This is a genomic window from Paraburkholderia sp. (assembly GCF_034668105.1).
In the GTDB taxonomy this organism is placed as follows: Bacteria; Pseudomonadota; Gammaproteobacteria; order Burkholderiales; family Burkholderiaceae; genus Paraburkholderia.
Genome location: NZ_JAXDPY010000642.1, coordinates 1 through 20782 on the forward strand (window position 1 = coordinate 1; position 20782 = coordinate 20782).

The 20782-nt window shown below is 63.1% G+C and carries 15 protein-coding genes and 2 pseudogenes; 8 read left to right on the plus strand and 9 right to left on the minus strand.

The genetic code is table 11. From position 1 onward, the window contains the following. Window positions 1-262: 262 nt before the first annotated feature. The 4 genes from zapE to QOC89_RS28390 all read right to left on the minus strand — a co-directional run bounded on the left by zapE (window position 263) and on the right by QOC89_RS28390 (window position 5577). Window positions 263-1372: a cell division protein ZapE gene (gene zapE, locus QOC89_RS28375; protein ID WP_323048069.1), complete on the minus strand. Its 1110-nt coding sequence runs from the start codon at window positions 1370-1372 to the stop codon at window positions 263-265. A 19-nt stretch (window positions 1373-1391) separates the two neighbouring features. Continuing rightward, on the minus strand, window positions 1392-3743 hold the full coding sequence (locus tag QOC89_RS28380) for a PAS domain S-box protein (protein ID WP_323048070.1): 2352 nt from the start codon (window positions 3741-3743) through the stop codon (window positions 1392-1394). Between the two features lie 4 nt (window positions 3744-3747). Then, the gene (locus QOC89_RS28385) at window positions 3748-4551 is read right to left on the minus strand and encodes an alpha/beta hydrolase (protein WP_323048071.1); all 804 of its coding nucleotides are present in this window, start codon (window positions 4549-4551) and stop codon (window positions 3748-3750) included. A gap of 123 nt (window positions 4552-4674) precedes the next feature. Beyond that, window positions 4675-5577 (minus strand): YihY/virulence factor BrkB family protein, encoded by a 903-nt coding sequence (locus tag QOC89_RS28390; protein WP_323048072.1) that lies wholly within the window; start codon window positions 5575-5577, stop codon window positions 4675-4677. Between the two features lie 169 nt (window positions 5578-5746). On the opposite strand from QOC89_RS28390, the gene QOC89_RS28395 reads away from it, so the two are divergent. From QOC89_RS28395 to QOC89_RS28410, 4 genes are all read left to right on the plus strand, one after another. Continuing rightward, complete coding sequence (locus QOC89_RS28395) at window positions 5747-6925, plus strand: ligase-associated DNA damage response exonuclease (protein ID WP_323048073.1); 1179 nt, start codon at window positions 5747-5749, stop codon at window positions 6923-6925. A gap of 6 nt (window positions 6926-6931) precedes the next feature. Next, window positions 6932-8608, plus strand: a complete 1677-nt coding sequence (locus QOC89_RS28400) for an ATP-dependent DNA ligase (protein WP_323048074.1) — start codon at window positions 6932-6934, stop codon at window positions 8606-8608. Between the two features lie 457 nt (window positions 8609-9065). After that, window positions 9066-9524, plus strand: a complete 459-nt coding sequence (locus QOC89_RS28405; RefSeq protein ID WP_323048075.1) for a response regulator — start codon at window positions 9066-9068, stop codon at window positions 9522-9524. Window positions 9525-9622: 98 nt separating this feature from the next. Next, window positions 9623-10489, plus strand: a complete 867-nt coding sequence (locus QOC89_RS28410; RefSeq protein WP_323048076.1) for an SDR family oxidoreductase — start codon at window positions 9623-9625, stop codon at window positions 10487-10489. 27 nt (window positions 10490-10516) lie between these two features. Here QOC89_RS28410 and QOC89_RS28415 read toward each other — a convergent pair whose 3' ends face one another. Beyond that, complete coding sequence (locus QOC89_RS28415) at window positions 10517-10924, minus strand: PRC-barrel domain-containing protein (RefSeq protein ID WP_323048077.1); 408 nt, start codon at window positions 10922-10924, stop codon at window positions 10517-10519. Window positions 10925-11127: 203 nt separating this feature from the next. Between QOC89_RS28415 and glgX the strand changes: the two genes are divergently transcribed. The 3 genes from glgX (at window position 11128) to QOC89_RS28430 (ending at window position 15689) form a co-directional block, all read left to right on the plus strand. After that, window positions 11128-13344, plus strand: coding sequence for a glycogen debranching protein GlgX (gene glgX, locus QOC89_RS28420; protein WP_323048078.1), 2217 nt, complete (start codon window positions 11128-11130; stop codon window positions 13342-13344). Window positions 13345-13504: 160 nt separating this feature from the next. Next, the gene (locus QOC89_RS28425; RefSeq protein WP_323048079.1) at window positions 13505-13684 is read left to right on the plus strand and encodes a DUF2934 domain-containing protein; all 180 of its coding nucleotides are present in this window, start codon (window positions 13505-13507) and stop codon (window positions 13682-13684) included. A gap of 4 nt (window positions 13685-13688) precedes the next feature. Next, window positions 13689-15689, plus strand: coding sequence for an AI-2E family transporter (locus QOC89_RS28430; RefSeq protein WP_323048080.1), 2001 nt, complete (start codon window positions 13689-13691; stop codon window positions 15687-15689). A gap of 32 nt (window positions 15690-15721) precedes the next feature. Here QOC89_RS28430 and QOC89_RS28435 read toward each other — a convergent pair. The 4 genes and pseudogenes from QOC89_RS28435 to QOC89_RS28450 form a co-directional block, all read right to left on the minus strand. Then, window positions 15722-15952 (minus strand): annotated as a pseudogene (locus QOC89_RS28435) (TolC family protein); the annotation flags it as partial. Between the two features lie 10 nt (window positions 15953-15962). After that, window positions 15963-16127 (minus strand): annotated as a pseudogene (locus tag QOC89_RS28440) (HlyD family secretion protein); the annotation flags it as partial. Between the two features lie 282 nt (window positions 16128-16409). Next, window positions 16410-16592, minus strand: a complete 183-nt coding sequence (locus QOC89_RS28445) for a hypothetical protein (protein WP_323048081.1) — start codon at window positions 16590-16592, stop codon at window positions 16410-16412. A gap of 157 nt (window positions 16593-16749) precedes the next feature. Then, a complete protein-coding gene (locus QOC89_RS28450) occupies window positions 16750-18309 on the minus strand; it encodes an FAD-dependent oxidoreductase (protein ID WP_323048082.1) in 1560 nt (519 codons plus the stop codon). A gap of 237 nt (window positions 18310-18546) precedes the next feature. Between QOC89_RS28450 and QOC89_RS28455 the strand changes: the two genes are divergently transcribed. After that, window positions 18547-20700, plus strand: coding sequence for a hybrid sensor histidine kinase/response regulator (locus QOC89_RS28455; RefSeq protein WP_323048087.1), 2154 nt, complete (start codon window positions 18547-18549; stop codon window positions 20698-20700). The last annotated feature ends 82 nt before the right edge of the window (window positions 20701-20782 follow it).

Below are 20782 nucleotides of genomic sequence, written 5' to 3' on the forward strand. Positions count from 1 at the left end.
CACAGAAGCTGTTCTGATCATCGCAATGAGAAGCGCGGATGGCAATCCGCTGAAGAATGGACCCGCAACGGCGGTAGCAGTCACATTCCCGATGCGTTGAAGCAGAGGCAAACTTTGCGGATGAGTCGATGCGCAAGCGGTTTTCTGCTACGCGTCCGGTAGCGGGGCGTTAAGCGCTATCGGTTCAATGATTGCAAGAATTGCACGGATAGTTGCAGCGAGTGGCCCGGCATCCTGTAAGCCAGCCCGCAGCTTCACCCTGTCACGACGCCTGAGCGGCAGTGGGCGTGGCAATGCCAGCCGCATCCGCTGAGCGATGCGTGCCGTCGAGCGTGCTGCGATACCCTCGCGACTGCATTTCAGCGAGTCTGCTGAGCGTTCTCGACAGATCGTGCGCGCCTTCGAGTCCGCTAAGCGCCGCCTCGATCGGCTGATCGGACGCGATGAACAGCGTGCATTTCCGGTCGTAGAAGATATCGACGAGCCAGATGAGCCGCTGCAATGGTTGGGCTTTTGTCAGCCACTCGGTGTGCACCCGATCGAGAATCAGACCGTGCCATTGCTCGGCGAGATCCAGATAATCGAGGTGCGAACGGCTCGCCACGCACAGGTTCTCGAAGTCCGCCCAGAGCAACGCGGCACCCGCGGCGCGTGCCGCGAGCGGCCGCCCTGCGGCGCTGACGGTGGCCGGCTCCAGCGTCTCGCTGCCTTCGTAGCGCACGAAAATTTTCAGCAGCGCGTCGCCGGTTGCCGCGTCGAGTGGCGCGAAAAAATGCGGCAGCGCCGCTTCTTCGCCACCGAACCGGTAATCGCGATCGCCGTCGAAGTGAATCACCGTGAAGCAGCGCTTGATCTGGTCGATGGTCGGCAGGAAACGCTCGTGAAACTCGGGATCGGACAGCAACGTGTCCGGTGCGTAGTTAGAGGTCAGCACGATGCGCGTGCCGAGACTGATTGCGGCATCGAGGAAACGGCCCATCAGGAACGCGTCGGCGATATCGTGCACGTGAAATTCGTCGAAGCACAACAGCTGCACGCCATCGAGCCATTGTCGCGAGACCGACCCGAGCCGGTCGTCGCCGCGTGGCTCGTTCACCAGGCGCCGGTTCATCTCGCGAAGAAACTCGTGAAAATGCAGGCGCCGCTTCCGGCAGCTTGCCAGCTCGAACACCGTATCGACCACCAGACTTTTACCGCGACCGGGCAGCCCGTGGCAATAGACGCCTTGATGCGCGAGCGCGGAGCCCGAATTCAGATGCCGTCCGGGGGCGCCCAGTAACGTGACCAGCGCCGCGATGGCATCGCGTTGCGTGGCATCGGGAACGATATCGCGCGCGGCGAGGGCGCTGACTACCTGCGCTGGTTCGAGCATGAATTGTAATTTCCGTCTGTTAGTCCGCAGTCCGTAGTCCGCTGGCCGGGTAGCGGCTCAACACGCGTTGCAGTTCCCGCGGATCGACCGGCTTGGTGAAATGATGGTCGAAGCCGGCCTCTTCGGCGGCCTGCTTATCCTGCTGCTGACCCCAGCCGGTAACGGCGATCAGCAGAATGCCTGCGTCGCGATGCTCGAGGCGAATGCGCCGCGCCACTTCATAGCCGTTCAGACGCGGCAAGCCGATGTCGAGAATCACCGCGTGCGGCGCGAATTCATCAATCAGTTCCAGGCCGGCGATGCCGTTGCCGGCCGTGCGCACCTCGTGGCCTTCGAGTTCGAGCACCATGGCGAGGCTATCGGCGGCGTCCGCATTGTCGTCGACGATCGCCACGCGCAAGCCCGCCGCGCGCGGCACCTCGACTGGAGCAATGGCGGCCTGCTCCAGCGTTGCTTTCGAGAGCGGCAGACGGATCACGAACTCGCTGCCGCTGCCCGGACCGCCGCTCATCGCGGCGACCGTGCCGCCGTGCAGTTCGGCGAGACCGCGCACCAGCGCGAGACCGATGCCGAGGCCGCCTTGCGAGCGCTCCAGCGCCGGGGCGAGTTGCGAGAACATTTCGAATACGCTGTCCAGATGCTCGCGCGGAATGCCGATGCCCGAATCGCGCACCACGATCACCGCTTCATCGCCTTCGCGCTCCGCGGCGAGCGAAATGCTGCCGCCAGGCGGCGTGTACTTGGCCGCGTTGTTCAGCAGATTCAGGATCATTTGCGAAAGGCGGGTGGGATCGGCATCGAGATAGAGCGCCTCGCGCGGCAAGGTCACACTCAGGTGATGCGCGGACGCCTGCACGGTCGGCTGCGCGGCTTCCATCGCGGACTGCATCGCGCGCGCGAGTTCGAGCCGCTGTTTGCGCAATTCGAGCTTGCCCTGCGTGATGCGCGACACTTCCAGCAGGTCGTCGACGAGGTGCGTCATGTGTTGCAATTGCCGGTCGAACACGTCGCGAGCCCAGCTCAGTTGCGGGTCGGCGAATTCCTTCAGCCGCAGGATTTCGAGCACATTGCGCATCGGCGCGAGCGGATTACGCAGTTCATGCGCGAGCGTGGCGAGAAATTCGTCCTTGCGGCGATCGGCCTTTGAGAGTTCCAGATTCAGACGCTGCAATTGCTGCTCGGCGCGCCTGCGCCCCGTGATGTCGCGACTCACGCTGACCGCGCCGTAGATATCGCCGCGCGCGTTCGCCAACGGTTTGACCACCGTTTCACAGACCCCGCGGCTGCCGTCGCGGCGCACGAAAGTCAGCTCGCTGCGCCATGTGCCGTTGGCGGCGAGGGCAGCGAGCGCTTCCCGGCGGATGCGCAAGGCGTCTTCCGGCGGATGAAAAATCGCGATCGGCCGGCCGAGAATTTCGCGCATGCGATAACCCAGCATGCGCTCGCCGCCGGCGTTGAAATCGGTGATGTTGCCGCGCAGGTCGGTGATGACGATCGCGTCGCTCAGGTGTTCGAAAATCGCCGCCTGGCGCAGCAGCACTGTCTGCGCATCCTTGCGTTCGGTGATGTCGATGCCGAGGCCGTAGATCGTCAGTGGCTCGCCGTGACGGTCGTAGGTGGCGCGGCCGCGGCCTTCCATCCAGCACCAGTCGCCGCTTGCGTGCAGAAAGCGGAACTCGGCCACGTAATCGTCACTGCTGGCCACGGCATGCTCGACCGCCTCGTTGAGTGCGATCAGGTCGCCGGGATGAATCAGTTCGAAAAAGCCACGCGGCATGTTCGCAAAGCGTCCCTCGGCGTAGCCCGCGAGCGCTTCCAGTTCGCGGCTCCACCAGAACTTGCCCGACTTCGATTCGAGCGACCACGCACCCATGCGCGCGCCGCGCATGGCGAGGCTCAGCACGTCACGGCTTTCCTGCAACTCTTTCTGCGCAAGCTTGTGCGCGGCGACCGATGCTTCCGCGTTGCGGCGCGCGAGCAACAACTCCTGCTCATACTTGTGACGATCCGCGACGATCAGCACCGCCACTTCGAGGTAGCTGCCGTCGTCATGACGGCGCAGCACTGCGTTGAGCAGCATCGGCACCATATGGCCGTCCCGATGCATCATGTTCAGTTTGACCTCGGCCACCGAACCCTGCATTTGCAGCAGCGGCGACCAGTGGGTCTGATAGAACACCTTGCCGCCGGCGGTCAGCAGATCCTGGATGTGTTTGATCTCGGCGAGTTCCGCCGCGTCGTAGCCGAGCCAGCCGCAAAAGGTTGCGTTCACGCGCAGGACCCGGCCGTCGGGGGCGGCCAGCAGCAAGCCGCAGGCGGCGTGCTCGAACAAGGCATCGGAGGACGGCAACGTACGTTGCGTGCGTTGCATCGTCTTACAGGCTCAGCGGTTCGAGAAACGCGCACATGGCCGCGGCGCTCGCGCCGGGCGAACTCAGATGCGGGCAATGGCCGACGTTCTCGATGATGTGCAGCGTGCTGGCGGGCATCATCCGGTGCATGTATTCGCCGACGGCGCGTGGCGCGATGATGTCGTCGCTGCATTGGAGGATCAGCGTGGGCGCGGTGGCGCGTGGCAGGATCGCACGGTGATCGGAGAGAAAGGTGACGCGCGCGAAGTGCCGCGCGATCTCGGGGTCGGTGCGGCAGAAGCTGTTGGTCAGCTCCGCACCGAGCTCAGGCTGCGTAGGCGCGCCCATGATGACCGGCGCCATTGTGCTCGACCAGCCGAGGTAATTGCCTTCGAGCGTGCGTAGCAGGTCTTCGATATCCTCGCGCGTGAAGCCGCCGATATAGTCGCCGTCATTCACATAGCATGGCGACGGCCCCACCATGATCTGCGCGGCAAAAAGCTGCGGCGCCTTCAGGCTGGCGAGTAGCCCGATCATGGCGCTCACCGAATGGCCGACGAATACCACGGGTCCGTCGGCGGCTTCTTTGACGATTTCGATCAGGTCGTCGGCATAACCTTGCAGCGAATCGTATTTGCCGATGTCGTAGGCGGACAGGTCCGACGCGCCGCTGCCGACGAGATCGAACAACACGGTGCGATATTCGCCGTGGAACGCGGGCACGAGATAGCGCCACATGGTTTGATCGCAACCAAAGCCGTGCCCCAGCACCATGGTCCGCTTGCCGCTGCCGGAAATCCTGACGTTATTGCGCTTGCTGATGCTCATTGTTAAATCCTGAGGCCAGCCGGCCTGAGCGGCGGATACGCGAGGCCCGGCATGGATGGCAATGGTACCGCAGTCTTGTCACGAGGCCGTGCGTGATAGATGGCGGGCCGCGCACGACTGGCCTCACGCCGTTTTGATTTCCTGCGGCTTCGCCCCAGCCGGCTCCAGGCCGAAACGTTCGTATTGCGAAATCACCTGCGCGCCGAACAGGAGCAAGGTGGCGAGCCACTCCAGGCTGAACAGGATCACGATCGCCATGGTGAGCGATCCGTACACCACGCTCACCTGCGAGAGCGTGGCGAAGTACCAGACCAGCACATGCCGCGTAATCTCCCACAACACGGCCGCAACAATGCCGCCGAACAGCGCATGTTTCAGCGATGGACGGCCAACCGGCATGACCATATAGATCGACGTCAACACAAAGACCTCGCCTGCGAGACCCAGCAGATACAACACGACGCGCGACAATCCCTGCAGCGAAACATGCAGGCCGAACAGATCGACACCTTCGGCGCCCACGGCCTCCAGCCCGCTCGATACGAATGTCACGATCAGCAAGCCGACGCCGAGAAACAGGATGTAGCAATAGGGCAGCAGCGCGGAGAGCAAAAAATGCCGCCGCCGCACCACGACGCGATGCACGAAAATCAGCGACATCGCGTTCTCGAGCACCGTGAAGGCGAGCGAGCTGAAAAAGATCATGGTCAGCAGCAGCACCCAGCCGATCACCGCGCGATGCGCCAGAAAATTGGCCAGCTCCCGTACCAGCGCGGTGGACTGTCCGGGCACGAGCCATTGCAGCAGATGAGCCAGCGCCGCCAGCAGAACGTGCTGTGGGACGAGCCGTGACAACGCGATCACGATCAGGATCATCAGCGGCACAATCGACAATAGCGCGTAATACGCGACCGCCCCCGCGAGCAGCAGACCCTGGTTCGCGCGGAACGCTTTTAGCGTCTGCAGGATAAACGTGCCGGGATGTTTCGCGACATACAGCGCGTGTTCGTCGATGATGGTTTGCATGGGGCCTCACGTTGCGCGTCACCGCATCTGCTGGGAAGGCGGCTGGTTTCGGCGCTTCCGCCGTATGTGAAGCAAGAACGCAGCCACCCCTGAGGAAATGGAACGCAGCGGCGATTGCAGCGGGAACGTGGTTTGCTTGGCCTCGACAGCAGAACGGCCATCCAATCATATGAACAACGCGACTGATCAAGCCGACCCCGCTGACCTCGTGGTCGCGCGTCCGGAGGGTTTGTACTGCCCGCCCGGCGACTTCTATATCGACCCATGGCAACCCGTTGAGCGGGCCGTGATCACGCACGCGCATTCCGATCATGCGCGCTTTGGGCATCGCCACTATCTCGCGTCGCGCTCAGGCGCGAACGTACTGCTGTCGCGCCTGCCCGGCATCACGCTGCAAACGCTTGCATACGGCGAGCGGCTCGAGATGGGCGGCACTTGCGTGTCGCTCCATCCCGCGGGACATGTGCTGGGTTCGTCGCAACTCAGGATCGAGCACAAAGGGCGCGTGTGGGTCGCCTCCGGCGATTACAAGCTCGATCCCGATCCCACCTGCGACGCGTTCGAACCGGTGCGGTGCGATACCTTCATTACCGAATCCACCTTCGGTCTGCCGATCTATCGATGGGATGCGCCGCAAACGATCTTCGACGGCATCGATTCGTGGTGGCGTCACAACGCGGCAGAAGGGCGCGCGTCGGTCTTGTTCTGCTATTCGTTCGGCAAGGCGCAACGCGTGCTTGCCAGTGTCGATGCGGGGATCGGGCCGCTCTTTTGCCACGGCGCGGTGGAGCCGCTCAATCGGGCCTACCGGGAGGCCGGCGTGCGCTTGCCGCCGGTGCGTCTCGTCAGCGAAATGCCGGCGAAAGATAAAGCGGTTTTCAAACACGCGCTGATCGTGGCGCCGCCGTCGGCGCAAGGCAGCGCCTGGCTCAAACGTTTCGGCGACTATAGCGATGCGTTCGCTTCGGGATGGATGCGTCTGCGCGGCGCGCGGCGCAGACGCGGCGTCGATCGCGGCTTCGTGCTGTCAGACCACGCGGATTGGCCCAGCCTGCAAACCGCGATTCAGGCGACAGGGGCCGAACGTGTGATTGTGACGCATGGTTCGGTCGAGCCGATGGTGCGATGGCTGCGCGAACAGGGCCTCGAAGCGGGCGCATTTGAAACGCAATACGGCGACGACACGGTTGAAGCGGATGCCGCGGGTGCGGACGAACCCTCCGCGGAGCACGGCGCGCGGACCGGCATCCAGAACGTCGATGAGCAGGACGAAGCACCGATAGAAACAAATCAGAATGACGCGCACGAAGCGGACAACGCAGCGGACAACGCAGCGGGCGGTTCATAAACCTTCATGAAACGCTTCGCCGCTCTCTATACCGCGCTCGACGCGACGACCTCCACGCACGACAAACTCGAGGCGCTCACCAGCTATTTCGCCGCCGCGGAGCCCGAGGATGCCGCGTGGGCGTCGTACTTTCTGGCCGGCGGCAAGCCGCGCCAATCGGTGCCCACGCGGCTCCTGAGCGAGATCGCCCGGGAACGCGCCGGCCTGCCGGAATGGTTATTCGAGGAGTCGTATCACGCAGTCGGCGATCTGGCTGAAACCATCGCGCATATCCTGCCGCCCGCTCAGCGCAGCACCGAACTCGGCCTCACGCAATGGATAGAGCAACGCGTGCTGACGCTACGCGGCCTCGCGCCGGAAGAATTGCGCGTGCGCTTGCTCAGCTATTGGGACGAACTCGATTGGGGCGGCCGCTTTCTGCTGACCAAACTGATCGGCGGCGGCTTTCGGGTCGGTGTGGCGCGGCAACTGGTGGTGCGCGCATTGGCGACCGTGGCGGGCGTCGATCATAAGCGGATCGCCCAGCGCATGGTCGGCTGGACCGACTCGCAACAGAAGCCGGATGCGGCACGGTATCTGCGCTTGATCGCGCCCGAGCCAGGCGGTGACGATGCGCAATCCGGCGAGCCAACTCATGACAGCGATCTTGGCTTGCCTTATCCGTTCTTTCTTGCGCATCCCTTGCAGGCCGATCCGGCCACGCTCGGCGAGCCGTCGAACTGGCTGATCGAATGGAAGTGGGACGGTATTCGCGCGCAATTGGTGAAACGCGGCGGGCGCGTGTGGCTATGGTCGCGCGGCGAGGATCTGATTACGGAGCGTTTCCCCGAAGTGGCGGCGCTTGGTGAAGCGTTGCCTGACGGCTTCGTGATCGACGGCGAAATACTCGCATGGGAACCGGGCGCGGTGTCGCCGTTGCCGTTCGCGCGCCTGCAACCGCGGATCGCGCGCAAAACCTTGACCAAAAAAATTCTCGCCGACTCGCCCGCCACGCTGCTCGCCTACGATCTGCTCGAAGCGCACGGCAAGGATCTGCGCATGACGCCCCTGGCGGAGCGGCGTGCGCAACTCGATGCGCTGGCAACTTCATTGGACGGTACGCTCGCACGCGATCTCTTACGCGTGTCGCCGGTGATTTCCGCATCGGATTGGGCCACGCTGGCGAAGCTGCGCGACGAGAGCCGCGCACGTGGCGTGGAAGGTCTGATGGTGAAAGAACGCGAATCGATGTACGGAGTAGGCCGCACCAAAGCGTCCGGCACATGGTGGAAGTGGAAGATCGATCCCTATGCGGTGGATGCGGTGCTGGTCTACGCGCAACGCGGTCACGGGCGGCGTGCGAGTCTGTACACCGACTTCACCTTCGCCGTGTGGGATGAAGCGAACGGAGTACGCACGCTGGTGCCGTTTGCCAAGGCTTATTCCGGACTCACCGATGAAGAAATGCGCCAGGTGGACGCGATCGTGCGCAGGACCACGATCGAAAAATTCGGTCCGGTGCGCAGCGTGACACCGACGCTGGTGTTCGAAATCGGCTTCGAGGGGATTCAGGCGAGCCCGCGCCATAAGTCGGGGGTCGCGGTGCGCTTTCCACGCATGCTGCGCTGGCGCACTGACAAACATATCGACGACGCCGATACGCTTGCAATGTTGAAGGGCTTTATCGACGACCGTGCGGGATAACCCGCGGGCCGAATCTCATCATGCGTTGCGGGTATGCGGTAAATCTCACCGTCGTATTCAGCCGATCACTGCGTGTTTTCCCCACCTCGTTGTGACTATATTCGCCCGGCTATAGCGGGCTGATGATGTGAGTGAAACAGCAGGTTATGCGCAATGCACGCGGCAAGGGCGGCATGCACGGTGGAAGTGCGTTATATCCATACTTCAGCGCAACATTCCGGCATTGCGCCGCTGTATCGGCGGGAGTCAAGAGAGCATAAATAGGAAGCGGCACAGCAGTCCGTGAGTTATGGTGAGGAGGTAAGGTGTGTGTGGGGGGCATATCGGACGATGCGAGGTTAAAACTGAAGCAAACGCCTGGCGCGCAATGAGCGCCCGCTGCCACTCAGGAGCGAATCTTGCACTCAGGTTCCGCAGTGTCCAAAGAGGGCACTTGGAAAAAGCCAGGGAGAATAGGGTGACCTTCGACGACAGAATGGACGAGAACGATGACGTCGTAGTCTGGCGGACTATCCAGTATGCAATGGCGTCGAACCGCCGCGTGCTCGTGGTCGACGATTACCGTGAAGCGGCCGACGCTTTGCAGATGCTGCTGAATGCAGACGGCTTCGAGTGCCGCGCGCTGGAAGATCCGCTCGCGGTCTGTGAGATGGCCTGCGAGTGGCAGCCGTTCGCCATTGTGCTCGACATCAAGATGCCCGGCCTTGACGGCCTGGAGCTGGCTCGCCGTCTGCGGGCAGACCCGCTGACGTCGGACATGCTGCTGGTGGCCTGTACGGCCTTTGCTTCGCGCGAAGACCGGGTGCGCGCGAAGGCCGCCGGGTTCGATGCGCATTGCGCCAAACCCCTGACGCCGGAGCGGCTCCTGCGCGTACTCGAGTCGGCAGCCGCGCTGCATGCGATGGGGCCGCCTTGAAGACGGGCCGCGCGCGGGTCCGCCGGTTGCTGTGACATTCGCAACGCCGCGCGTTGCGCGCACGGCGCGCATGTTCACCCGCACTCTGGAGACCCGTCATGAATGACACGCACTATCCCACCCCGCCGTTTCCGAACCAGCAGCAAAACCACACGCCTGGCCGCACCGCGGAGATGAACCCGCAACCGGACCATGGCGAGAAATCGTATAAGGGCTCCGGACGTTTAGCCGGCAAAGCCGCCATCGTGACCGGTGGCGACAGCGGGATCGGCCGCGCCGTCGCCATTGCATTTGCACGCGAAGGGGCGGACGTGCTCATCGCTTATCTCAACGAAGATGACGACGCGCGCGAAACCGCGCGCTGGGTGGAAGAGGCGGGTCGTAAAGCCGTGTTGCTGCGTGGCGATATCACGAGCCCGGAGCATTGCAATGAGATCGTCAGGCGGGCGGTGGAGGCATTCGGCCGGCTCGACGTGCTGGTCAACAACGCCGCCTATCAGATGAGCTACCCGTCGCTCGAAGCGATCAGCGACGAAGAATGGGATAAAACTTTCGATACCAACATCGGCGCGATGTTCAGGATCACGCGTGCGGCGGTCAAACACATGAAGCCGGGCGCTTCGATTGTGAACACGTCGTCGATCAATGCGGATCATCCGAATCCCGGCTTGATCGCTTATGCGACGACCAAGGGCGCGATCCAGAACTTTACGGGCGGCCTTGCGCAATTATTGGCGCAGAAGGGCATCCGTGCGAACTGTGTGGCGCCGGGGCCGATCTGGACACCGCTGATCCCGTCTACGATGCCGCCGGAGAAAGTGGAAAAGTTCGGCGAGCAGGTGCCGATGAAACGGCCCGGTCAGCCTGCCGAGCTGGCGGCAGCCTATGTGATGCTCGCATCCGATGAAGCCAGTTATATCTCCGGCGCGACAATCGCGGTCACCGGAGGAGCGCCCATTATCTAAGTTCTTGAATGGCCCTCAATCGACGTTTCATTCCGGCGCGTACCTGAATTCAGGCAGGGCTTCCAGCGACTTTTTTGTCGCCTCGGGCAGAACGACGCGCCGGTTATTGATCTGTAAGTCGGTGAACGGCACGGCGACCAGATGTTTGCCCATGCCAAGAAAACCGCCGACCGACAAAATCGCGTACGTGCTGCGATCCGCGCTCGGCGAAACGATCAGATCGTCCAATGTGCCGATGGTGTCCTTGTTCTTGTTGTAGACATCGGCGCCGCTCAGCTTCGAGGCGCGATAGCCGCTCGCCAGCTGGACGACGTCCGTGCGTTTCTCGGTGATGGCTTGAGGCGCGCCTTGGGCATAGGCGGCGCCGCTGCCCGCCAGCGTGCCGAACAGCACTGCGGCCGCGATCAGCGGTTTGGTTGAGATGGTTCGCGTCATGATGGTTCTCCCTCTAGCTATTGGGCACGCATGGCATGGGGCCATGGGTCGTCTTTCACCTCTTTCACCTTCCGGGCTGCAAGAGTTGTGCCTCGGCACTCGTCAACCGGGCGCTCATTGTCCGGGTCTGAAATTTGCGGTGTCAGCACGCTTGCACACCTCAAACACGCGCGTTAGCGCCTCTAGCTTGCACAGGAACCCCTATGTCATCCCAGGCCACTTACTCGACGCGCATTGCGGAAGGCACGCCTTTCCCGCTTGGTGCGACGTGGAACGGAAGCGGTGTCAACTTCGCGCTGTTCTCCGCGCATGCAACGAAGGTCGAACTATGTCTGTTCGATGAAACCGGCGAAACGGAAATTGAACGCATTGAGTTGCCGGAGTACACCGACGAGGTCTGGCACGTGTTCGTGCCGAATCTCAAACCGGGCGCCGTGTACGGCTATCGGGTCCACGGTCCTTATGAACCGGAAAAAGGCCATCGCTTCAATCCGAACAAGCTGCTGCTCGATCCGTACGCCAAGGCCCATATCGGCGAGCTCAAATGGGCGCCGGAAATCTTCGGCTATACGCTCGATTCAGAAGAGGGCGACCTGTCATTCGACGAGCGCGACAGCGCGCCCTTCGTGCCGAAATGCAAGGTGGTCGACGCCAACTTTTCCTGGAGCCACCCGGAACGCACTGCGCTGCCTTGGGAGCGCGTGATTTTCTATGAAACCCATGTGCGCGGTTTTACCAAACGTCATCCGGAAGTACCCGAGAACTTGCGCGGCACGTTCGCGGGACTCGGACAACCCGTGGTGCTCGATTACATCAAGAGCCTCGGCGTCACGTCGGTCGAATTGATGCCGATTCAGACCTTCGTCAACGACAGCTATTTGCTCGACAAAGGCCTCACGAATTACTGGGGCTACAACACGATCGGCTTTTTCGCGGCCGATCCGCGCTTTTTCGCGTCGTCGATCGACTCGGTGGGCGAATTCAAGGAAATGGTGGACCGTTTCCATAACGCCAACCTCGAGGTCATTCTCGACGTGGTCTACAACCACACAGCGGAAGGCAACGAGCGCGGCCCGACGATTTCCTTCAAAGGCATCGACAACGCCTCGTACTACCGGCTGATGCCCGACGAACCGCGCTACTACATCAACGACACCGGCACGGGCAACACGCTCAATCTGTCCCATCCGCGCGTGCTGCAGATGGTCACCGACAGCCTGCGCTATTGGGTGACCGAGATGAAAGTCGACGGTTTCCGTTTCGACCTCGCCACGATTCTCGGCCGCGAGCCGCACGGTTTCGACGAAGGCGGCGGCTTCCTCGACAGCTGCCGGCAGGACCCGGTGCTCTCGGCCGTGCGGCTGATCGCCGAGCCGTGGGACTGTGGCCCCGGCGGCTATCAGGTAGGCGGCTTTCCGCCCGGCTGGGCCGAATGGAACGATCGCTTTCGCGACACCGTGCGTGGCTACTGGAAGGGCGACGAAGGCGAAGTCCCCGATCTCGCCAAACGCCTGACCGGCTCGGGCGACAAGTTCAACCATCGCGGGCGCCGCCCGTGGGCGAGCGTGAACTTCGTGGCCGCCCACGACGGCTTCACGCTGAACGATCTGGTCTCGTACAACGACAAGCACAACGAGGCCAACGGCGAAGACGGCAAGGACGGTCACTCGGACAACAAGTCATGGAACATGGGCGCCGAAGGCCCGACCGACGATCCGGGAATCCGTCAGCAGCGCGAGCGCCAGAAGCGCAATCTGCTCGCCACGCTATTGCTCTCGCAAGGCACGCCGATGATTCTCGCGGGCGACGAATTCGGCCGCACGCAAAAGGGCAACAACAATGCGTATTGCCAGGACAACGAGATTAGCTGGGTCGATTGGGAAGGCATCGACGACGACGGGCGCGCGCTGATCGAGTTCGTCAAGAATCTGACCACGCTGCGGCATCGTTTGCCGGTACTGCGCCGTGGCCGCTTTCTCGGCGGCGAACACAACGAGGCGCTCGAGGTGACCGACGCGCGCTGGCTCTCGCCGGACGGCACCGATCTTTCGCAGGAGCAATGGGACGACCCGTCGATGCGCTGCTTCGGCCTCGTGATCGACGGACGCGCTCAGGCAAGCGGCATTCGACGTCCCGCGTCCGATGCGACCTTGCTGCTGGTGTTGAACGCGCATCACGACGTGGTCAATTTCACGCTGCCCGAGATTCCCGAGGGCGATCAGTGGACGTGTCTGCTCGACACCAATATGCCGGTGCGTTCCGAGTTGCCGCAATTCAGCGCGGGCGACGCCTATCAGGTGACCGGCCGTTCGTTGCTGCTGTTCGCACTCGAAGCACCGAGCCACGCGACGCAACGCGTGTTCGACCGCCTGGAGGAGCAGCTTACGACTGACGAAAGCAACCCTGCCGCCGCGTCGTAAGACGCGCAGCTTGAGGCTAGGCGGGAGCGCAAGCCGCGAGGCTCACGCGTCGGGCATAACGCTTGCTCGATTCCGGGTAGCCGCGCGTTTGCCGTATCCCACGACAGACGCGCACCGCAACCGGTGCCGATCTCCGCCCGGTCCAACTGAGGGTGATCCAATGGAACAGGAACAAACGTCCAGGGAAGAACAGATTCGTACACGCGCTTACTACCTCTGGGAGCAGGCTACCGATCCGAAGGGAACGCCTGACGAGTATTGGGACCAGGCCCGCGACCAGATCGAGAAAGAAGCGCCGCCGGTAGAAAGCGGTCCGGTGAATGGAGCGGCGAAGAAGTGAAGGAATGAAGGATTTTCCCGACCCGCGTGGCGCGCGGCCCGCCGCGCGTATTCACGCACCGCCTGCCGCATTCGGCATTGACGGCTTGATCGCGATTGCGGTCGGCGTGACGATTGTTGCGTGCCTGTACTTTGCGCGTGCCGTGCTGATTCCGATCACGCTCGCCATCCTGCTGAGTTTCCTTGTCGCGCCGCTGGCGAATGCGCTCGGACGTCTGAAGCTCGGGCACGTCGCGTCCGTGTTAGCGGCCGTGGTGATTTCAGTCTCGGTGATCGGTATGCTCGGCGCGGTGATCGCGACCCAGCTGACCGACCTTGCCGCCGGCATGCCCCGCTATCAGGCGACCATCGAGCGCAAGATGGACGCCGCGCACAGCCTGACGATCGGCAAGCTGAACCGTCTCGCGGGCGCGGCCGGCCAGGCATTGCAACGCGCGACCATCGAGCCGCCCCAAGCGCAACAGCCGCGCGATGCCTCATCGCGCGCGACTGTTCACGCGCCGGCTGCCGTGCCGGTTGAAGTGCGCGAGCCGGTGCCCACCCCGTTCGAACTCGCGCGGCGCGTGCTGTCGCCCGTGATCAGTCCGCTGGAAACGGCGTTTATCGTGTTCGTGGTGATGGTGGTGATCCTGCTGCAACGCGACGATCTGCGCGACCGTGCGATCCGTCTGTTCGGTTCACGCGATCTGCACCGCACGACCACCGTGATGGACGAAGCGGCGCGTCGCCTGAGCCGCTACTTCGTTTCTCAACTCGGCCTGAAAGCGGGCGTCGGGGTGGTGATCGGCACGGGCTTGTTCTTCATCGGCGTGCCGAGTCCGATCTTGTGGGGCATTCTCGCCGCGTTGTTGCGGCTCGTGCCGTACGTCGGCATCTGGATTTCCGCGACGCTTGCCACCGCGCTCGCCGCAGCGGTGAGTCCGGGCTGGACGATGGCAATCTGGTCGCTGGCGCTGTTCGTCACGATCGAGCTGGTGGTGGGCCAAGTGGTCGAGCCATTGCTATATGGACGGAGCACCGGACTCTCGCCGTTTTCCGTGGTTGTCGCGGCGATTTTCTGGAGCTGGATCTGGGGGCCAATCGGCCTGATTCTGTCGACGCCGTTGACCTTGTGCCTGCTGGTGCTCGGACGGCACGTGAGACGCCTCGAGTTTCTCGATGTCCTGCTGGGCGATCAGCCGGCGCTGACACCGATAGAGAACTTTTACCAGCGAGCGCTGGCGGGCGATCCGGACGAGGCGATCGAGCAGGCCGAAGCACTCCTGCGCGAGCGGTCGCTGTCGGCGTACTACGATGAAGTGGCGATCAAGGGCTTGCAACTCGCGGCTAACGATGTGGCGCGTGGCAGCGTGACGGCGGTTCAACTTGCGCGGATCGAGGCGACCACGAACGATCTGGTGGACGGTCTCGACAGTTACGAGGACAGCATGCCGGCGCCTCAAGCGACGGAAGACGACTGGAGCGCGGCGGGTCCGATGCCCCCGGCAGCCGCGGCCGCAGGCATGCCGCACGCGCTTCGGACCACCCCAACGGACGCTACGAACGCTACGGACGAAGAGCGCGGCAGCGATACGAACGCGGCGGCGAGTCGCGTATTGTGCATTCCCGGCCGGGGTCCGCTCGACCCGCTCGCCACCACGATCCTGTTGCAGTTACTCGGCAAGCACGGATTCGCGGCGCGCGCGTTGCCCCATGAAGCTGCTTCGCGGGCGTCGATCGAGAGTCTCGACGCGGACGATGTCGGGACCATTTGCATTCTGTACCTGCAGATCGATGGAATTCCTTCGCATCTGCGCTATCTGGTTCGACGCATTCGCGCCAGGTTGCCGGACGTGTCGATCGTGGTGGGGTTGTGGGCCGCGCAGGATACGGAAAAGTGGAGTGCGGATCTGCAAAGCGCGATGGGCGCGGACTGTTATGCCAGCTCCTTGCAGGAAGTATTGGCGGCCTGCCGGCGCATCGAGGTGACGCAGCAGGACCCGGGGCTGGCCATCGTCAATGGATGATCCTGCTTGCGCTCTTTGAGCGGTGAAAAGCATCAACCACCGTTAGGCGAAGTTGAGGCCCCGGAAACATCAGGTGCATCCTGCCATCCACCTCCCAGTGCCTTATAGAACGACACCAGATCCGTACTGACCTGCATGGTGCCCTGCGCATATTCTTGACGCGCCTGCGCCAACTGCCGCTCCGCATCGAGAACATTGATAAAGCGGGTAATGCCTTTGCGGTAACTGTCCCGAGACAGCTCAAAAGACGTCTGTTGCGCCGCGACGCTCTCGCCAGCCGGAGACTTTCGGCGCGATGGTGATGGCGTTACCGTCGGTGTAAGCGTCGTTGGTAGTGATTTCGTTGCGAGTCGCGAACCACCAGATGAAGGCGACGATCGTCAGCAGGACAACGATGACGGCGAGAATGATCAGCGGCTTCTTGCCGGGCTTCTTGCGCTTCTGATCGTCGCCATTGCCGTCTTTGCCGCCGTCTTGATCGTCTTTGTCATTCTTGTCCTTTGTGTTCCTCTCGTTGCCATTGTTCCTGCTGGCGCCCGAAGCCTTTTCCTTCTCGTCGTTATCGTCCTCGCGTTCGTTTCTTTCGTGCGTTTCTTAAGCGGAGCCGGTCTGATCCGACGTGGCGATGCGTTCCCGTCGTTCCGGATGCGTTGCGGATTTGTTGCTGGAGAAAGGGCGCCCGGCAGCGCGGGCCGGACGTCCTGGTTCAAGCGGAGGCGGCTAGTGGCCTGCCGGCTTGCCGGTCGAAGGCTTGTTTTTCGAGGCGGCGTCCTTGTCGGGAACGATCTTCGTCGTACCGCCTGTGGAAGGGGGATCGCTAGCCGGGAAGCTGTCTTCGACCTCCTTGTCGATCTGTTTCTCACTCTTGTTGGAGTGCGGATGTTTTTCCTTGTGCTCTGGCATGGCAACTTCTCCTTCATGTAAGCGCGGAAAACCGCGCGGGCAGACTCGAATGTTTTCTTGCTGCGTAGGGTCTAGTGCGTGGGCTGTCACGCGTCGTTTCAATCACCGGGTTGCGCGTGGTGCGCAAGTCTGGCTGCCATCGCAGCGTGCCCCGATGTCAATCGCTCAGCACGATTTTCAAAGCATCCGCGCGAGACAGGCCGTTCAGACCGTTGCCCATCGCATCGATCAGTCGCGCGGTTTGCGCTTCGCGTTCGCAGGCGAGCACGGCGACCACCTTCTCGTCCTTCACATACAGCGCGACGAATGCCTGCCGATCGAGTTCGCCGTCGATCACGAGGTCGTCCCACTCGCTCGCATGACCGAGATATTCGAAGCGCTTGCCGAAGTGATAGGTCCAGAAATACGGCACGCCGACGTAGCGATGACGCGCGCCGCACATGTTTTCGGCAGCGATGCGCGCATGTTGCTGCGCGACGCGCCAATGTTCGATGCGCACCGGTTCCTGATTTTCATGCAGCGGAAAGACGGCGATATCGCCGGCTGCGTAAAGGTGAGGCGCCGCCTGCATGCCCGCATTGACGATCACGCCGCCATCCTTTTGCAGCGGCAATCCTTCGACGAACCCGGTGGCCGGTGCAACGCCCGTACCGAGCAGCACGAGATCGGCGGCGACATGCTCGCCACTTTCCAGCATCACTTCATGCACGTTGCCTTCCTCGCCCTCGAGGGAGGTGACGTTTGCCTCGAGGTGGAACACCACGCCGTTGCGCTCGTGAAGTTCGCGAAACATGGTGCCCGCGCGCTCACCGAACTGTCTGGCGAAGGAAATTTTCTCCGGCGAGATGACGGTGACCTGCGAGCCGCGTTTGCGCAGCGACGAAGCCGTTTCCAGGCCGATGAAGCTGCTGCCGAGAATCACGACCTGCGCATTCTGTGCGTCTTCACCGAGCGCGTCGACGAGCGTGGCGGCGTCGTCGAGCGTGCGCAGCACGTACACGCCGCCAAGCTCACGACCGGAAATGGCGGGGAGCTTCGGCACGCTGCCGCTGGCGAGTAACGCGGTGTCGTATGTCAGTTCGCCGCCGGTTTCGAAATGGATCGTGCGCTGCGGCACATCGAGCCGCGCGAGCTTCGCGACGATCCGTTCCACGTCGTGCCGCGCGAGCCAATCCGGCGCGAGCAGGGGCGGCACGTCGCCCGGCGTCATTTCGCCCGACGGCACGAATTTGCTGAGCGCGGTGCGATCGTAGGGCGCATGCGGCTCCTCGCCGACTAGCGTGAGTCGGCCGGTAAACCCGCATTCACGCAGCGCCGCGCACGCCGCGGCACCTGCCGCGCCCGCGCCGATCACCACGAAATGCGGGCTATTGTCGGACGCATTGCGCAGCGGCTGCGGCAGTTTCTCTGGCGTGACCATCACGTCGTTGCCCGTCACCATGACCGGGTAACGGTCGAGCGCGACCAGTGGGGGCGGTTCGAGCACGTCGCCGGTGGCGACGTCGAAAGTGCCCTTGTGCCATGGACAGATGATCCGGCCGTTGCACAATGCGCCTTTCTCCAGCGGGCCGCCGGCATGGGGGCAGTCCGCCGCATAGGCGCGCACGGTGTCGCCGTCGCGCACCAGCAAAATGTTTTCGCCGTCCACCACGATGCGTTCGGCGCGGTCCGCTCGCAATTGCGACAGCTGGGCGACGCATCGGGCAGGCGTTGACATGGTCGATTTCTCGCGGAGATACGAACGCCTTTGCGGCAGCAAACCGTGTGCCTGCTCACCCGCCGCTCCACATGCAACGTTCTGGCCGCATGCCGGCCTATGGAGAACGGCGGAAGTGCGGTAAATTCCGGGAAAAGGAAATAGCGCACGAACAACGGGCGCGTGCGCGGGGATTAGCGGAAAGTCGTCTGTACGCCCACCCCCGACCTGTATTTACCTTTCATGGAGATCGTGACCGTGCAACGTGCGGAGCGAGTCGCAGTCGATGTCCCCATGCCGCTGCGTAATTTCGCGGCGACGCGGCGCGTGCTTCTGATCGTGCTCGCCGTTTCGATTGTGTTCCCCCTCGCGTGTCTCGCCGGTTACGGCTATTTCGACTACCAGCGCCGCATTGCCGATTCGAACGACATGATCGACCGGCTCGCGCGCGTCACCGAGGAACAGGCCGTCAAGGTGCTCGACCTCAACCAGCAAATGGCCTCGCGCATCGTCGATCTGCTCGGCGATGACGACGACGCGCGGATTCGCGCGCAGCAAGCCGGTTTGCACGATCGGCTGCGGCAAATCGGCGGCGACTTTCCGCAGGTCTCGTCGATTTACCTGCTCGGCGTGAACGGCGAGCTTCTGGTGTCGAGCCTGAGTTATCCGGCGCCGGCCCTGTCGACGAACCGGCGCGAAGACTTCATCACCGCCAGGGCGATGCGGCCGCAGCCGTATTTCTCTCAGGCCGTGTTTGGGCCACTGTCGCAAACCAATGTGTTCAACACCGTGACCGGCCGGTCCGGCGAGAATGGGCAATTCCTCGGCGAGGTGTCCGTGGCGCTGCGCACCGAGTACTTTTCGCGCTTCTACCGCGAGCTAACGAACGGCGATACGTCACTCGTGCTTGGGTTGTATCGCCAGGACGGCAGTCTGCTGGTGCGTTATCCGGCATGGGCCGCGGGCGCGCGGCCCAGCCCGCAGAGCGCATTCACCGCGGCCTTGCGCGACAAACAGCTATCCGGCCACATCCGCCTGAAGTCCACGGTCGACGGTGTCGAGCGGCTGCTGGCGTTTCGCCGCGTCGGCGACTATCCGCTCTATGTGGTGAGCGCGTATGCGACTGCCTCGATCGGCAGCGCGTGGCGCCAGCACTTCATGATGATCGGGGCGCTCACGGCCGTGCCCTGCGTGGCGATCTGGCTGCTGGTGTTGTTCTCGCTGCGCCAGCTCGCCGGCGAGCGCCGCGCGTGGGAGCGCTGGCAAGGCGAAGTGGCCATGCGTCTTTCCGCGGAGGCATCGAGCCGGCAATTGCAGCGCATGGGCGCGCTAGGCAATCTGGTCGCCAATGTCGCGCATGACTTCAATAATCTGCTGATGGTGGTGTCGGCGAATACCGAACTCGCGCGGCTAAAGCGCTATAACAACCTGGAAAAAGAAGTGCAGGCCGTCGAGCGCGCCACCGCCACGGCGGAAGCGCTCACGCGGCGGCTCCTGAGTGTGGCGAAGAAGCAGCCGATCAAGCAGGAACCGGTCAACCTCGCCACATGGCTGCCGAGCGCCGCGCCGCTGATCGACGCAGCGCTCGGCGACAACGTCGAAATGGCACTGAGCATGGTCGACAACGTCTGGCAGGTGCTGGCCGATCCGATCGACCTCGAATTCGCGATCATGAATCTGGCGGTCAATGCGCGCGACGCGATGCCGCGCGGCGGCCGTTTCGTGATTCGTTGCCAGAACAACCGGCTGGTCGGCAGCGATACCTTGCTGCCCGACGGCGAATATGTGCTGATCGCCTGTTCCGACGACGGCGAAGGGATGTCCGAAGCGGTCGCCCTGCGTGCGTTCGAGCCGCTCTTCACCACCAAGCTGCGCGGCTCGGGCACGGGCCTCGGTCTCGCCCAGGTCCTCGCCATGTGCGAGCAGGCGGGCGGCACGGCCAAAATCGACAGCGTGCCGGGCAGCGGCACGACGGTCAGACTTTACCTGCCGCGTTATCGCGAGCGCCAGAAGGCGGGGGCGGCAGACGTCGCAACGGCGAACCTGGCGGCGCCGATGGCAAAAGGCGTCGTGCTGCTGGTGGAAGACAACGAAGACGTCGCGGCGGGCGTCGCCGCTGTGCTGGAAACCTTCGGCTGCGAGGTGCGGCACGAACCGACCGCCGACCGGGCGCTCGACGTGCTGACCGGTGGCGCGCAGTTCGAACTGGTGCTGTCCGACATCCAGATGCCGGGCAAGCTCAACGGTATCGACCTCGCGGAGAAGGTGCGCAGCGCCTGGCCCGCGCAGAAGATCGCGCTGATGACCGGCTATGCCGACGAGCTCGAACGGGCGCGCCGGCTCGGCGTGGCGATACTCGCCAAACCCTTCAACATCGACGAACTGCACGCGCTCGTGGTTTGCGAGCCGTAAGGCGCGCAGCTTCGCCGGCATGCCCGGCGCGATCGACGCGTTGATACCTTTCGATGGCACGTCCGGTTCGTGACGGCCTCGC

What these genes read in the sequence shown, in the direction of transcription:
- QOC89_RS28445 (WP_323048081.1), bottom strand. Translation starts at nt 16,592, where the DNA reads ATGCCAGAGCACAAGGAAAAACATCCGCACTCCAACAAGAGTGAGAAA.
- zapE (WP_323048069.1), bottom strand. Translation starts at nt 1,372, where the DNA reads ATGCTCGAACCAGCGCAGGTAGTCAGCGCCCTCGCCGCGCGCGATATC.
- QOC89_RS28390 (WP_323048072.1), bottom strand. Translation starts at nt 5,577, where the DNA reads ATGCAAACCATCATCGACGAACACGCGCTGTATGTCGCGAAACATCCC.
- QOC89_RS28450 (WP_323048082.1), bottom strand. Translation starts at nt 18,309, where the DNA reads ATGTCAACGCCTGCCCGATGCGTCGCCCAGCTGTCGCAATTGCGAGCG.
- QOC89_RS28380 (WP_323048070.1), bottom strand. Translation starts at nt 3,743, where the DNA reads ATGCAACGCACGCAACGTACGTTGCCGTCCTCCGATGCCTTGTTCGAG.
- QOC89_RS28415 (WP_323048077.1), bottom strand. Translation starts at nt 10,924, where the DNA reads ATGACGCGAACCATCTCAACCAAACCGCTGATCGCGGCCGCAGTGCTG.
- QOC89_RS28410 (WP_323048076.1), top strand. Translation starts at nt 9,623, where the DNA reads ATGAATGACACGCACTATCCCACCCCGCCGTTTCCGAACCAGCAGCAA.
- QOC89_RS28400 (WP_323048074.1), top strand. Translation starts at nt 6,932, where the DNA reads ATGAAACGCTTCGCCGCTCTCTATACCGCGCTCGACGCGACGACCTCC.
- QOC89_RS28430 (WP_323048080.1), top strand. Translation starts at nt 13,689, where the DNA reads ATGAAGGATTTTCCCGACCCGCGTGGCGCGCGGCCCGCCGCGCGTATT.
- QOC89_RS28385 (WP_323048071.1), bottom strand. Translation starts at nt 4,551, where the DNA reads ATGAGCATCAGCAAGCGCAATAACGTCAGGATTTCCGGCAGCGGCAAG.
- glgX (WP_323048078.1), top strand. Translation starts at nt 11,128, where the DNA reads ATGTCATCCCAGGCCACTTACTCGACGCGCATTGCGGAAGGCACGCCT.
- QOC89_RS28395 (WP_323048073.1), top strand. Translation starts at nt 5,747, where the DNA reads ATGAACAACGCGACTGATCAAGCCGACCCCGCTGACCTCGTGGTCGCG.
- QOC89_RS28425 (WP_323048079.1), top strand. Translation starts at nt 13,505, where the DNA reads ATGGAACAGGAACAAACGTCCAGGGAAGAACAGATTCGTACACGCGCT.